The sequence below is a fragment of the Solirhodobacter olei genome, from assembly GCF_004010155.1.
GTDB lineage: Bacteria > Pseudomonadota > Alphaproteobacteria > Rhodobacterales > Rhodobacteraceae > Solirhodobacter > Solirhodobacter olei.
The window spans coordinates 1-13968 of the sequence record NZ_RRYH01000058.1 but is presented as its reverse complement, the minus strand read 5'-3'; the positions used below and the strand labels follow the sequence as shown (position 1 = coordinate 13968).

At 58.0% G+C, this 13968-nt stretch carries 11 protein-coding genes and 1 pseudogene; 9 read left to right on the top strand and 3 right to left on the bottom strand.

What is annotated here, in order from left to right; genetic code table 11:
• Window positions 1-842 precede the first annotated feature (842 nt).
• Window positions 843-1817 (top strand): porphobilinogen synthase, encoded by a 975-nt coding sequence (gene hemB, locus EIP85_RS22085; protein WP_127904371.1) that lies wholly within the window; start codon window positions 843-845, stop codon window positions 1815-1817.
• Between the two features lie 59 nt (window positions 1818-1876).
• Here the strand turns inward: hemB and EIP85_RS22080 are convergent, their stop codons facing one another.
• Window positions 1877-2299, bottom strand: coding sequence for a nuclear transport factor 2 family protein (locus EIP85_RS22080; RefSeq protein ID WP_164871865.1), 423 nt, complete (start codon window positions 2297-2299; stop codon window positions 1877-1879).
• A gap of 54 nt (window positions 2300-2353) precedes the next feature.
• Window positions 2354-3271 carry an alpha/beta hydrolase gene (locus EIP85_RS22075; protein WP_127904369.1) on the bottom strand — a complete coding sequence of 306 codons (918 nt, stop codon included), beginning with the start codon at window positions 3269-3271 and terminating at the stop codon, window positions 2354-2356.
• A gap of 500 nt (window positions 3272-3771) precedes the next feature.
• Here EIP85_RS22075 and EIP85_RS22070 point away from each other — a divergent pair, with 500 nt between their 5' ends.
• The 8 genes and pseudogenes from EIP85_RS22070 to EIP85_RS22035 all read left to right on the top strand — a co-directional run.
• Entirely contained in the window at window positions 3772-4605 is an 834-nt protein-coding gene (locus tag EIP85_RS22070) for an AraC family transcriptional regulator (protein WP_127904368.1), read from the top strand.
• Between the two features lie 249 nt (window positions 4606-4854).
• Window positions 4855-5898 carry a beta-keto acid cleavage family enzyme gene (locus EIP85_RS22065; RefSeq protein ID WP_206615629.1) on the top strand — a complete coding sequence of 348 codons (1044 nt, stop codon included), beginning with the start codon at window positions 4855-4857 and terminating at the stop codon, window positions 5896-5898.
• Between the two features lie 15 nt (window positions 5899-5913).
• Entirely contained in the window at window positions 5914-7626 is a 1713-nt protein-coding gene (locus EIP85_RS22060) for a class I adenylate-forming enzyme family protein (RefSeq protein ID WP_127904367.1), read from the top strand.
• Between the two features lie 40 nt (window positions 7627-7666).
• Entirely contained in the window at window positions 7667-8455 is a 789-nt protein-coding gene (locus EIP85_RS22055) for an SDR family NAD(P)-dependent oxidoreductase (protein ID WP_127904366.1), read from the top strand.
• A 49-nt stretch (window positions 8456-8504) separates the two neighbouring features.
• Window positions 8505-9668 carry a substrate-binding domain-containing protein gene (locus EIP85_RS22050; protein WP_127904365.1) on the top strand — a complete coding sequence of 388 codons (1164 nt, stop codon included), beginning with the start codon at window positions 8505-8507 and terminating at the stop codon, window positions 9666-9668.
• A 73-nt stretch (window positions 9669-9741) separates the two neighbouring features.
• Window positions 9742-12282 carry an ATP-binding cassette domain-containing protein gene (locus EIP85_RS22045; protein ID WP_127904364.1) on the top strand — a complete coding sequence of 847 codons (2541 nt, stop codon included), beginning with the start codon at window positions 9742-9744 and terminating at the stop codon, window positions 12280-12282.
• Between the two features lie 5 nt (window positions 12283-12287).
• Entirely contained in the window at window positions 12288-13286 is a 999-nt protein-coding gene (locus EIP85_RS22040; RefSeq protein ID WP_127904363.1) for an ABC transporter permease, read from the top strand.
• Between the two features lie 70 nt (window positions 13287-13356).
• Window positions 13357-13569, top strand: a pseudogene (locus EIP85_RS22035) (transposase); the annotation flags it as partial.
• Window positions 13570-13639: 70 nt separating this feature from the next.
• Here the strand turns inward: EIP85_RS22035 and EIP85_RS23110 are convergent.
• Window positions 13640-13968 (bottom strand): hypothetical protein (locus EIP85_RS23110; protein WP_206615628.1); only part of this gene is annotated, 329 nt, incomplete at its 5' end.

Below are 13968 nucleotides of genomic sequence, written 5' to 3'. Positions count from 1 at the left end.
TCGGGCTACGCCTGGCTGCATCAGCAGCATGTCGAGGGCGCCGATCTGGGCGCCGACCTCGATTTCTTGAAAGGTTGCCGGGGCAACCCGGTGGGCAGGGATAGCCACTGATAAGAAAAGGCCCATGGCGACCATGTTTTCGCGCCGGACAGGTGCTGCCTTCCCGGGTTGAAAGGTGGGCAGCGATGTTGGGGGCCGGCGTTGCCCGGAAACTTTGGATCATCTCCCCAGAAGATACCGCCGCCCACCGCTCTCTGTGATCCGAATGAACATGCCTACAGAATGGCATCAAAACGCCCGTCAAAAAGCCGCGCCAATGCTATCCGCGTGTGACTACACGGAATCCACGGTTTGGTGCCCGTAACCCATTGAATAGACTCACGGCGACACCCCAAATCGACCCCAATCTAAGCCGATTTTGTCGAACTTCGGCGCAAGATCCTCGCCCACGTCAGGGCCCTGAGCACCGGGATTTTGGTTATCGCTCTGGCTGCCCTCAATGCCGGAAACCGGCAGCCTTACGTTGAAACCAGAGCCTGAAACCTTAGTTCAGGATCGACTATCCGAGCGGGGAAACGGGCATTCTGCTCGATCCGCTCCACCACAAAGTCGCTCGGCCAAATCCGGCGGATTACCTGTTCGGCCTCGAGAAGGGCGTCCTGATGGCGCTCGGCAGGGCGATGATACACTGTTGGACGATCATGAAGGCGCCGGTTGTACCTTCGCCGAGGATGGAGCCAGAAATGGCCGCTTCGCCGTAAAGTTTGACGCGTCCTGCGACGCTTCGGGGCGGTATTGTGCCATATCTTGGCGTCGGCAACCTGTTGCTATGGAGAGACCGCATGACAAACTGCCCGATACGATTGCGACGTCTGCGCCGGACACCGCAAATCCGCAGGCTCGTGCGCGAGGCGGCTTTGACGGCGGACGATCTAATCGCTCCGGTCTTTGTAGAAGAAGAGCTCGAATTGCCTGTCGCGATCGAGACGATGCCCGGCGTCTACCGTATTCCAGAAGGCAGGCTGGAAGATGAGATCCGCGCAATTTCAGCGGATGGGATACGCGCGGTCATGCTGTTCGGTATATCCCATCACAAGGACTCGACCGGCAGCGATACTTGGAACCCCGACGGCTTGATGGCGCGGATGACCCGAGCAGCCAAAGCAGCCGTGCCCGAAATGGTAGTGATCACCGACAACTGCGTGTGCGAGTACACAGATCATGGTCATTGTGGCGTGCTGCTCGAAGGTGAAGTCGACAATGACGCGAGTTGCACCAACCTTGCGCGGCAGGCAGTCGTCGCAGCCAGTGCAGGCGCAGACATAGTTGCACCCTCGGCAATGATGGACGGCCAGGTTTCCGCGATTCGCTTGGCACTTGATAACAGCGGCTTTGGCCATATCCCGATCATGGCCTATTCCTCGAAATTCGCCTCTGCCTTCTACGGCCCCTTTCGGGCCGCAGCGGGCTGCACATTAGAGGGCGATCGGCTAAGTTATCAGATTGATCCGATGAATCGACGCGAGGCACGACGGGAATCCAAAATAGACGAAGAAGAGGCCGCAGATTTCCTGATGGTGAAGCCCGCTATGCCCTATCTTGATATCCTTCGAGACCTTCGCACTCAAAGCGATTTGCCGCTCGTCGCCTACCAAGTAGGGGGAGAATACGCGATGATCCGCTTCGCAGCCTTGGCGGGTGCTATAGACGAGACCGCTGCGGTCTTCGAGGCCCTGGCTGCCATTAAGCGCGCGGGTGCCGATTTGATCATCAGTTATTTCGCGCGGACGGCGGCCCAGCAGTTGCGCGAAATGTAAAGAACCGGAGCCCCCGATATCGGGGCCCCGGAAGACGACAGGCGTAATTCCAGCCGCACTCAAAAAGGCGCGTCAAGCGTCACGTCAAGGCGACTAAGTTTCCAGTTGCCATCCTCCCTTGCCGCCTCCACGTCCAGCCTACCACAGGTGGCAATTCCGGCCTTAGCGTGCTCCGAGGCCATCAACGTTAGATAGCAGCGAAGGCGCGCTCTATCGTCCGAAAGTTCGGAGAACAGCGCGTTAGTCACGCAATGGCGCGGCTGGATGCTCTGCCCCTCACGCATGGACTTGAGTCCGGAAAGGACTTCGCTGCGGCCCGACATTGGGCCCCAAGAGATTTCCGTGCCAGTAATTTTGCCGCCGCTGATCGCCCCTTCCGTGAAGACATCTTCCAAAAGGGAGAAGTCGGCTTCATCATAGCCAAAAGCATATTTTGAAATGGCCTCTATAATGGCCAAGCGGTCGGCGGAGCGATCCGTCATTTCTTTCCTCCTACAGCGCGGGTCGGGCCCGTCATGGGCCGGAACCAACATTCGTCAAAGTGTTGTGAGCGTTTCCTTGAGCCACTCGGCCGAAGCCCGGCCGATTTTCGCCAGATCATCGGGCTTAGTATACAGGCTCATGTGATCGACTCCGCCAACTGCGACGAACCTTTTATGCGGGCTCGGAATCGCATTGAACATGTCGATTTCGAGGTCTGCCGAAGTGATGTTGTCGCCCTTGGCGATCGCAACCAACACCGGTTTGTCGTAGATCCGCTCGGCGTAAGGGATTACTTGGTAGCGCAGCAGCCACTCGACCGACTCGATGGTATTCCAGTGCTCGTGCAGGGGCGCCTCCTTCGCTTTGATAGCCATGAAGCCGGCGTAGATGTGCGGGAAGGGCCAGGCGGTCATCTCCGCCATTGGGTCCTCCTTGGGCGACTGCGGAATGATGCCGCTTGGGTTGCCCTCATAGCGCGACTTGCGGTCGTCAGCGACCAGCTTGAGCAACTGAGCAAAGCGGGCTTCGCCGTGGCAGCGACGCGCCGTTTGCCAGCCATCAATTACCGGAACGGTCGAAATGACGAAGGCCAGCCGGGGCTCGATCGCACCGGTGATGATCGCGTGGCCGCCGGCGTAGGAAATCCCCATCAGGCCGATCTTGTGCGGGTCGATCCCCTCAAGCGTTTCAGCGAAAGATACGGCGTTGCGAATGTCTTCAATTTGTTCCCAAGGGTTCAAGTGCTGCCGGACATCACCCTCGCTCTCGCCGAAGTTCCGGTAGTCGAAGGCCAAGGTGGCACAGCCGATATCGTTGAAGCTCTTGCCGTAGTAAGGCATTACGATTTCTTTGGTGTAGCACCAACCGCCGGCCATGATGACCAGCGGCAGATCCCCGTTGAACCCCTCGGGAATGGTCAGCACGGCCTTAAGTGTGTAGCCGCTGCTCTTGAACTCTACTTTCTTCTCCACGCCGGTTCCTCCTTGGGCATTAGGACATTGTCGAGTTTTTGGGGCGCCAGACGCCTTCTCATGAGCCCTCCTCCTCGGAACGTCCGAATGGCGTCAAGGGCTGGGCAGCCGCCAAGTGTCATTAGACTTTACTTGCCCTCTTCGGCAGCCGCATCCGCCCGGGAGCCAAATGATACGGGGAATGAGCCAAACTGACTGGTTCCGCCTGCCGTGGGGCGGCGGCGGTGTTCGGTTGAGACAGCGCGCTTGCCACGACTGTTGATAACATTTAGCTATTCTCTCGCATTTGGGGTAAGATATTTGGGTTACCAGTGACCTCGAGGAGGAGGCGCTGGGGGTGTGTGAACATCCGGTAGGGAGCCCGTGCCTCGCGTACGGGAAGGGTTGAGTGGCTTGTACAGAGTGAGTTCGACGAGAGAATAGCGCAGCACAATCAAGAAAAGCGAAGGTGTAGGGAGGAGGAGATGGTTTGTCAGTGCGAAGCACGCGAAAGCGTGAAAATGAGCGCTTTCACCTTCGTCAACGGTGAGACAGTACAAGAACACATGCACGCGCGCGCGCAGCTTATATACGCAGTGAGCGGTGTCATGGAACTCACCGCCGAAAACCGCCAGTGGCGTGTGCCACCGCAGCGTGCAATCTGGATGCCGCCGAAGGTGAGCCACCGTATGCAGGCCCACGGAGCGGTCGAGTTGCGAACGATCTACATCTCACCGGACTTGGCCGCTCGGTTTTCCAATAGACCGCTAATGATCGCGGTAAGCCCGCTTCTGCGAGAGCTGATCCTACGCGGGATCGAAATCCGAGAGTCGTTGAACGGACCGAGATTGAAGACTCAGGTGCTATCCCTCGCTCTCGACGAACTCGAACTGCTTCTGTGCGAAAGCGCCCGTGCCCCCGAACGTTCGCTTCCGCTTCCCAGTGGCAACGACAGGCGCATCTGGCGGATCTGCGATGCCATTTTGGCTGAGCCGGGCCACCCATTTGGCCTTGACGAATGGGCGCATGAGGTTGGTGCCTCGAAACGTACCTTGGCACGCCGCTTTCAGTCCGAGTTCGGCATGTCCTTCGTTAACTGGCGTCAACAGGTGCGCGTTGTTGCCGCCCTCTCGCGCCTCGATCAGGGTGACCCGGTCACGGTTATCGCGAGCGACCTTGGCTATGAGACGCCGGCAGCATTCTCGCTGATGTTCCGACGCCTAACTGGCCTGACTCCGAGTCGCTATTCCAATGCCACAGGGCCACATGTCGGCGTCCGAACCGAAGTCGATCGCCCACCGTCGCTGTCCTCGCGGATCGCACGACCCGAATTTGGCGTCAACATACACGCCTGATCCGGACGGGATCACGCCGCCCCATAAAGTGTGTGCGCGAGCGCAGAATTTCTCTTGCGCCATTTCTCTGCGTCGTGCGCTCGCTAATGCGATCGAACTTGTCCCATTCTGCATAACATTTGGCGCCTCGCCGCGACGCGCGCTTCTCTCGAATTCTGTAGCTTGAACTTAACAGGAAATGGTCCTCCGCCCCAGGCTACTGAGCCTACCGGACCAACCGCCAGAGAGTTCAAGAAGAGGTTCAAGAGAATGACAAACGATAGCATCAATTGGGACATTGTGCGCAAATTCGTCGATCGGGAAGGTGCGGTAACTTATTGGAAACCATATGGCTTCCCTGCGATCATGTCCGCCGGCAAGAGTATGATCTCTGGTGCCGAGCAGATGCCCCGCTGGCAGGCACCCGCAAAAGCAGCGATCTCGGTTGCCATCAACGGGGCCTTCTACACAAAAGCAGAGAACCCCAACCAACCCCAGACGGCAGCGGAAATTATCGCCTCGGCGAAGGAATGCATCGATGCCGGCGCGCAAATCATCCACATCCATGTCCGTGACGAACGAGGGTACAACGCTCTTGACAGCGGGCTCTTCGCGGAGGTGTTGGGAGAACTGCGGAAAGACAACGCCGGCGTGGCGCTGGATGCCTGTCTCGTCGCAGTGAACGATCTCGAGGCGAAAGAGATGGAGCGCGTGCTCGAGCGGCGTCTGGTCAGCGCGGTGCCGATTAATACGACCGCGCTTATCCTCGGTGACAATCTTTTCGTCAAGCCGCCGCACACTATCATTGAGAAGACGCGCCAAGTGCTTGCAGCCGGTATGACACCTCAACTGGCAGTTTATACCGACGGCGACGTCGATAACGCCCGACGTCTGCTCATTGATAGCGGCGTCGTCAAAGGGCCGCTTACCTGGCTGCTATTGGCAGGCTTGCCTGGTTGCACGCCTATGTATTCCCCTGAGAGCATGATCCACGGCTTGGTGCGGCAGGTTGACCTGATACGTACTGTGGACCCGGAAGCGCATATCATCGTCTGCGCGGGGGGGCGAGCCAGCCTGCATTTGGCAACCCTGGGTCTGCTAATGGGGCTGCACGTGCGAGTCGGCATGGAAGACACGGTCTGGAAATGGCCTCACAGCGACGAAATGATCCAGCGCAATGTGGACGCCTTTCTGCTGACTAAGACAATCGCTGAGAGCCTTGGACGCGAGCTGATGACGTCCCAGGAATTTATCGAAATGTGCAGTGGATCAGGCCTTGGCAAGTCTGCGGCACCTGCGATGACGACCGCCTGAAGGGTAGCGCGCGCCATGGAAAACAAGCCTACAAGTGCTGAAGGCATTCCGACGGCGGGGGCGTTTGATGCCTCTGCCCGCAAGGATGCTAACGGCCGTTCGTTTGGCCAGCATTTGGATGGACAATGGCGCGTCCCCGAGACGATCAACCTCGCCGTGCAAGATGGGGAAACTGCGTTCCGGCACTTTCGCGACGTGCCGGAGAGTTACGATGCGATGATCCGGCGCTCAGCTTCAGCAGATCCCGACCGCGAAGCGGTGATCTGCGGTGACCGTCGCGTTAGCTGGGCGACGTTCGACTCGATGATTCAGTGTACCGCTCATGGCCTAATCACTGCAGGGCTGCAGCCGAGCGAACGGGTCGCGGTCATGCTTGACAATAGGCTCGAATATCTCGTCGCCATGCTCGGAACGATCCGGGCGGGCGGCATCGCAATCCCCCTCGGAACCAGGCTGGGACCGTCGGATGTCGCGCATATTCTGAAAGACGCAACGCCCAAATTCGCTGTCACGGCAACTGAGTGGCGCGCAAAGTTTCCTGACGACGGTTGCCCAACGCGAATCTTTCTCACCGATATCGATCCATCGGCCGACGAGCATTTCGGAGCGCTTCAGTTAGCGCCTGCCTGCCGGCTTCCCGAACTGTGCCACACAGACGTTGCCATGATCGTCTATACCTCGGGCACTACAGGCAAACCCAAGGGCGCCTGCCTAACCCACCGAAATTTTGTCCATACCTGTTTGCATTATCTTTATGCGCTGGCAATCGACCGCCCGCTTAAGAGCCTCCTTGCCGTGCCGGCAACCCACATCGCGGGATTTGGCCCTTTGGCCTCGGTTACCATGGCCTCGGGGGGGACGATCGTCATGTCAAAGAGCTTCAGTCCACGAGAAGCTGTCGAACTGATTGATCGCGAGAAGATCTCCTACGCGGTTCTTGTGCCCGCGATGTACCAGCTTCTTGTGATGAAGGCGCCGCTTGAGTCGTATGACCTTTCGAGCTGGGTTTACGGCGTCTTCGGAGGCGCAATCATGCCGCCCGCCACCATAAAGCGGTTCAGTAAGGTCGCCCCAGAGCTTCGAATGATCAATGCCTATGGTGCGACTGAAACCTGCGCTGTCTGCACTATCATGCCGCCGGAACTGACTCAGTTCGCCCCAGAAAGCGTCGGACTGGCGCTGGAATGTGATGACATTAAAATCATGGGTGAGGACGGCAGGCCCGTCGGTGATGGCGAAAGCGGAGAGCTGTGGATTAGGGGACCCAATGTAAGTCCGGGCTATTGGAACAATCCAGAGGCCACGGCACGTGAATTTGTCGACGGCTACTGGAGGAGTGGCGACGTAGGACATCGCGATAAGAACGGGCTTATATACGTAAGCGATCGTCTGAAGGACATGATTAACCGCGGCGGGTTCAAGGTTTTCAGTGCAGAAGTCGAGAACTCTCTAATGAGTCATCCAAAGGTCGAGGATTGCGCCGTCGTTGGTGTCCCTGACCCGGTTTTGGGAGAAAAGACATTCGCCCAAATTAAGACGAGCGAAGTGGACCTCAGCGGAGACGAATTGAGAAATTACCTGCGTGAGCGGATCGCTGACTACAAGGTTCCGGACTTCTGGAAGCTCGGAGACGAACCGATCCCACGCAATCAGAACGGCAAGGTTCAGAAGGCCATTATTCGCGAGACCGCGAAGGCGTACATCGCACAACCGGCTGACCGAGCTTGATCCTTTGGATGTTTCAATAACACATGAAGAGGAGGAAATCATGAGTGGAATTGTCGAAGGCAAGGTGGCAATCGTCACTGGGGCGGGCCGCGGTCTGGGCGCAGGTATGGCGATGGATTTGGCCGCGCAGGGTGCAAAGGTAGCTGTGGTCGATATCAACAAGGCTGGCGCGGAGCAGATCGCCGAAGACATTCGCCACTCCGGCGGTACGGCAATCGCGATGGGCGCCGATGTATCGGACCGCTCCGCCGTCAAAGCAATGATCTCGGATGTGGTGGGGAAATTTGGCCGCCTCGATGTTATGTTCAACAATGCCGGTATTAGTCAGACCTGCCCGTTCCTCGAAGTTACCGAAGCGGACTTTAACCGTATTATCAAGATCAACACACTTGGGGTTCTGATAGGCACTCAGGAAGCCGCAAAGCAATTCATCAGCCAGGGGAACGGCGGCAAGGTGATCAACACCGCCTCGATTGCTGGGAAGCAGGGTTGGCCGGACTATGCCCATTACTGTGCATCTAAATTCGGGGTTGTGTCGATAACTCAATCAGCAGCGCGTGCATTGGCAGCCCATAAGATCACGGTGAACTGCTTCAGCCCCGGTGTCGTCGCGACCGAGCTGTGGAAAGATCTCGACGAAGATGCGCGTCACTACGGCGTCACCGAAAAGCCCGACGATTTAATCAACAGCTTCACCCAGAATATACTTTTGGGACGGGCGGCACAGCCCGCCGACCTGGTAGGGGTCACAACCTTTCTGGCATCGGATAAAGCCTCTTACATCACCGGTCAGACAATAATGGTCGACGGAGGCATGGTCCTGATTTGAGGCTTGGTTCCCGGATAAATGAAAGAACTCAACAAGGAGGAGTAACGCGATGAAACGGTCCAGTAGATTCTTGACGGCGGTAGCTGTCGGTCTCGCCCTCGCGCCCGTCTGTGGCAGGGCCGAGACTGTAAACGATCTGAGCTTGAAGCAGTTCGGCAAGGTAGTTACCAATCCCACCATTCTCGACGCACTTCAGCACGCCGTGAAGCCCCTAACGCCCGAGATCCGGAAGAAGGCGTTGGAGTGCTACAGGTCCAACGATTGCAATACGGGAACCGGTGGCAAGCTCACGGTCGCTTATGCCGATGGCTTTGGCGAAAATGTCTGGCGCAAGGTAACCAAGATGGAGTTTATACTCCAGGCTCTTAGCTACCCGCAAATTGGTCATATCGAGTACCGTGATGCGCGTGGCGATGTGTCCAAGGCAATCTCGGACATGAACAGCTATATTGCCCAGGGCGTTAATGTGATCGTCATCTATCCAGACGCAGGTGCAGCGATGCTACCCGTCGTGCAGGAGGCTACCGCGGCAGGGATCAAAGTCGTGCTTCACAACGGGCCGGCGATCGGAACCGCCGGCAAGGACTACTTGACCAACGTCCGTGAGGACATCTGCCAACTCGGAAATGCGTTGGTGGACAGCATCAAGCAAGGCAATCCCGAGGCCAAAAGGATTGTTGAGTTGGGCGGCACGCCGGGCAACACCCTTTCCTCGACCTGGCAGGCCTGCGCAGCGAAGCAAGCCAAGAAGGACGGCCTAACGATCCTCGGCAAATATGACACGAACTGGACTCAGGAAGGTACCTTCAAGGCTGTTTCAGCAGCGCTTGCGCAATTCGGCAAAATTGACGGCTGGGCATATGAATATGCCGACGGCTTCCGCGGCGCGGTGCGTGCCTACGAGGCAGCGCATAAGCCTCTCGACATGGTGGCAGCTCTGCGGACAGATGAACAGGGGCTCTTCTGCGACTGGAAGAAGGCGAACAATCCGAATTTCAAAATCTACTATTCGTCGGCTTTCAATATCAGCACACGAATTGCGCTGACAGCGGCCATGGAGTCTCTGGATGGAAAGTCTATCCCTGCCTGGATCCAGTTGCCTTTCAAGATGAAGCCTGTGAAACAAGGGCTCTGCAATCCGGACCTGCCGATGGAGACGTCGGTTACGACAACGCTCGATGATCAGATGCTCAAGGCGATGTTCCCCAAATAACGGGGGGCGACCGGCCGGCACCCCTCTCCCCGGTGCCGGCCAAATTCCTTACTACAGCCGTGGAGCCACCAAAATGCCTGACGCTGTGCTCGAGTTGAAAGACGTCTCAAAGAATTATCCAGGCGTGCGCGCCCTTGATCATGTCGACTTCGATTGCCGGGCCGGTGAGGTCCATGCAATACTTGGCGAAAACGGATCGGGCAAGAGCACATTGATGAAGATCGCCAGCGGCGTGGTCATCCCTGATACAGGCACAATTAAGATTGACGGCAAGTCGGTTTCTCAAAACAGCGCGAGCGAAGTTGCTGGCCTGGGCCTCGCGACGGTCTACCAGGACGACTCCCTCGTCCTTGAGATGTCGGTGGCGCAGAACCTATTCTTGGCGCTGCCACGTGGGGCACTGCCCTACGGCGAGATGCGGCAATCGGCAGTCGAGAAGCTATCCACACTGGAGGTCGATATATCTCCCGACGCTATTGTAGGTGATTTGACCCCGGCGCAACGCCAATTCGTCGAAATCGTCAAGGCAGTTCAAACGGATCCGAAGGTGCTGCTTTTGGATGAGCCGACTGCGACGCTCGACAATGACGGCGTGCGCAAGCTGACTGCTTTAGTCCGAAACCTTACTGGACGGGGCACAGGCATCGTCTATGTCAGCCACCGCCTGCCAGAAATCCTCGATCTCGCCGACCGAATTACCATCCTGCGCGATGGTGTCGAGCGCGGTACCTTCCCGGTCACGCCCGATCTGTCGGAGCACGACTTAATCTCGCTAATGGTGGGACGAGACATTGACAGCGAATACGGAGCCAAGCCAGATCGCGTTTCTGATTTTCGTGTGCTGCAGGTGATGGGGCTTTCGGGTGAGGACTTCCACGATATCAGCTTCGCCGCACGGGTCGGAGAAATCGTGGGGATCGCGGGTGCCGAGGGTAACGGCCAGCGCGAAATGATGCGGGCTATCGTCGGCCTCGAAGATGCGACAGGCACCGTCGAATGTCAGGGCAGGACCGTGGACACCTCTTCGCCCCGCGCCGCACTAAAGGGCGGTGTACTTTTTCTGAGTTCAGATCGAAAAGGCGAAGCGATTTTTCCTGAACTGAGTGTACAGAAGAATATGGTGCCTTCGCTTCTCGGCACATTCGCTCGTGGCGGTTTCCTCTCTCTTGGCGCCGAGCGCCGGAAGGCAGAGGCGATGAAGCGCGACTTCGGCGTGGTAGCAAGCACTCTGGATACTCCCGTCGTAGGCCTGTCCGGCGGAAACCAACAGAAATCTGTACTCGCTCGGTCTTTCCGCAGTGGCGCCAAGGCCATTCTAATCGATGAACCCACCCAAGGCGTCGACGCGGGCGCGCGCTTCGAGATATACAAGGCGATCCGTGAGAATATTGCCCAAGACGGTACATGCGTGGTCAATTCCTCGGATGCGCAGGAACTTGCGGGGATATGTGATCGCGTGCTTGTGCTTTCGCGTGGGCGGATTGTGCGCGAGCTCGAAGGGGACGAGTTGACCGAAGAGAATATAGTTTCGAGCTTCCTGAGTGTGCGTGGCGGACGTCGCGCGGATTCTCGTTCCGAGAGCGTCGGTATCGCCGCATTGGCGAGAACCCTCATCAACGGCAGCGCAATTTGGTGGGTGCCGCTCTTGTTCCTCGTGGGTCTCATCTTCGTGGTTGGATTTTACGCCGCTCAGTCGAGTCCAGTGTTCCTCAAGTCGATCAATATCCGTTTCACTCTCCTTGCCCTCGCCCCAGCGGCATTGGTCGCCATGGCCCAGTTGAATGTGCTTCTGGTCGGGGGGATCGACGTCTCGGTTGGGGCGCTCATGAGCCTGATTGTGGTCACGGCCTCGTTCATGATTGCTCAGGGCGCTCCCAGCGCGATGCTTGTGTTGGGCGCAATTCTTTGCCTCTGTGTCGGCGCCCTGGTCGGGCTTTGCAACGGGTTTGTAGTTCGCTTTGGAGGGATCAACGCGGTCATTACGACCATCGCTACCCTCAGTATCGTGCAAGGTTTCGCCCTCATCGGCCGACCTACCCCAGGTGGATTGATCAGCACCAATTTCACTGAGTTGCTGAAATCACATTTTGGCTTCCTACCGGTTTCGAGCTTGCTGCTCATCGTATTCGCAGTAAGCGGGGATATTTGGCTACATCGTAGTCGCACAGGACTTGAAATCAAGGCGACCGGTTTTCGAGAGGAAGCTGCGCGACGCAATGGAGTGCAGGTTACCTTCGTGCATCTGCGCGCCTATCTCATGTCTGGTCTCATGGCCGCGCTGGCAGGGCTGTTCCTCGGCGCGCAGGTTTCCGTCGGGCACCCGACCGTGGGGCAGAACTTTGCCCTTTCCAGCATTGCAGCTGCAGTTCTTGGAGGTGCAAGCCTTGCAGGTGGGCGCGGCTCTTTTACTGGGGCGTTGCTCGGTGCGATGTTCTTCACACTAATGATCAACGTTATCTCACTTGTCGGGCTGAGTTCCTCAGTGGGGGTGATCGCCGGCGGGGTGATGACGCTCCTGGCCATCTTCCTTTATTCCGGATTGGCCGAATTTGAGCACCTCGTGAAGCGGCTGTTTCGCCCTTCACCTGCTACAGTCGCTTCGCAGCAGGAGTAAGGTCTATGTCTGCAACCCATACGACCAAGTCTTCTCGCCAGACGCGTACTGGTGGAGTCCTTCCACATTTCGCGGAGCCGCGCTTCGCTGCAATCTGGGTGGCCCTCGCGGCAATGCTTCTGGTTGATGCGATCTTCCTTCCGCACAGTGTCGAACTGAGTACAATTCTGGCCGTTCTTCCCTTTGCCGCCTTCCTGGCCATTGGTGCGGCGGGACAGACGCTGGTGCTAATGACCCGCGGGATCGACCTTTCCGTACCGTCCATTGTTTCGCTCTCGAGTGTTGTTCTCCTTGGTGTATCTGGCGCGCAGGACGGACGGCTCTGGTTGGCGATGGCCGCGGCACTTTTTTTGGCTATGCTCGTCGGAACGATCAACGGTGTACTTATTGCGGTGCTGAAGCTCAACGCGCTGATCGTGACACTGGCGGTGGGCTCAATCGTAATGGGAATTGCCATTGCCTATAGCCAGAGCGTCACTGCGATCTCCAGCGTCCCGCCGTCCCTCGCGGCCTTCAGTAGTAGTCGGATTCTGGGAATACCGGTCGATGCTTTGTTCGCGTTGGTGCTTATGGTTGTAGCTACGCTGGCTCTGCGCAAGACCGTCATCGGAAGGCGGTTCGAATTGGTGGGGACGAACCCGGCAGCGGCCCATACAATCGGTGTACCGGTAAGGCGATACCAGGCCGGCGCCTATATTCTGGCAGGATTACTCTATGGACTAATGGCGATCCTGCTGGCCGGGTTCATTCAAAACCCGACGCTGCAGATCGGCGATCCCTATCTGCTGGCACCGATCGCAGCGGCGGTACTTGGAGGCACGGCGCTCACGGGAGGGATAGGCTCGATGATTTCGGTGTCTGGTGCGGCGATGTTCCTGATCCAGCTGGAGCAGTCTATCAAGATGCTGGGTCTCCCGTCGGCTGGTCAAATGATCATTGAGGGCGTTGCAATCGCGTTGGGTATGTACCTGTCCGAGCGCTCTGGGACGCGTCGACGGAAGTAAACAGCTTGTGTGACACGAGGCTTGGCAGCCGGCGCGCCAGGAACTAACAAAGACCCATGCCGATGCCGTGATGAAGCACCGTCCGCGCCCCAAGGAACAAGACGATCTTCTCCGCCCTCGTCTGGTCGACATCATCGACATGCGCCACGAGTTGGTGAAGCTGGCAGAGCTGATCGACTGGGAGTTCTTCGAGACCGAGTGGGCCGGGTTCTTCCACTCCTCCAAAGGCCGCCCGGCGACATCGCCGCGGCTGGTGGCGGGGCTTATGTATCTGCAACATGCCGACACACGTGCGAAAGCCGGCACCTCAGCACCTTGAGGTGCCGACGGCATTGCGGGCCTCAGAGCGACGGTCACTTTGGGCTCGAAGCGGTCGTGCGGCGGCGCGGCAGGCTCCTCGCCCAGGTGAGCCGGGTCCGCGAGGCGTGGACGGCCCACTCCTGCCATTGATGCTTATGCAGCCTCGCCGCACTGCGGCCCGCCGAACCAGACGCTCGCCGCAGACCCTCATGGCTGGTGTCACTGGAGGTCGCGACGTAACCCTGCGCCGAAGGCCACGTTCGATCGGCCGTGACGGCGGCGGTGCCTGGGTGAAGCGATCGCAGCAGGTTCAGGCCAGCCGCGGCCGCACGATCCGGTTCACCGGACTTCGACACTTCGGGGCTGATTTTCCAGATTCCGG

What these genes read in the sequence shown, in the direction of transcription:
- hemB (WP_127904371.1), top strand. Translation starts at nt 843, where the DNA reads ATGACAAACTGCCCGATACGATTGCGACGTCTGCGCCGGACACCGCAA.
- EIP85_RS22080 (WP_164871865.1), bottom strand. Translation starts at nt 2,299, where the DNA reads ATGACGGATCGCTCCGCCGACCGCTTGGCCATTATAGAGGCCATTTCA.
- EIP85_RS22070 (WP_127904368.1), top strand. Translation starts at nt 3,772, where the DNA reads ATGAGCGCTTTCACCTTCGTCAACGGTGAGACAGTACAAGAACACATG.
- EIP85_RS22065 (WP_206615629.1), top strand. Translation starts at nt 4,855, where the DNA reads ATGACAAACGATAGCATCAATTGGGACATTGTGCGCAAATTCGTCGAT.
- EIP85_RS22060 (WP_127904367.1), top strand. Translation starts at nt 5,914, where the DNA reads ATGGAAAACAAGCCTACAAGTGCTGAAGGCATTCCGACGGCGGGGGCG.
- EIP85_RS22055 (WP_127904366.1), top strand. Translation starts at nt 7,667, where the DNA reads ATGAGTGGAATTGTCGAAGGCAAGGTGGCAATCGTCACTGGGGCGGGC.
- EIP85_RS22050 (WP_127904365.1), top strand. Translation starts at nt 8,505, where the DNA reads ATGAAACGGTCCAGTAGATTCTTGACGGCGGTAGCTGTCGGTCTCGCC.
- EIP85_RS22045 (WP_127904364.1), top strand. Translation starts at nt 9,742, where the DNA reads ATGCCTGACGCTGTGCTCGAGTTGAAAGACGTCTCAAAGAATTATCCA.
- EIP85_RS22040 (WP_127904363.1), top strand. Translation starts at nt 12,288, where the DNA reads ATGTCTGCAACCCATACGACCAAGTCTTCTCGCCAGACGCGTACTGGT.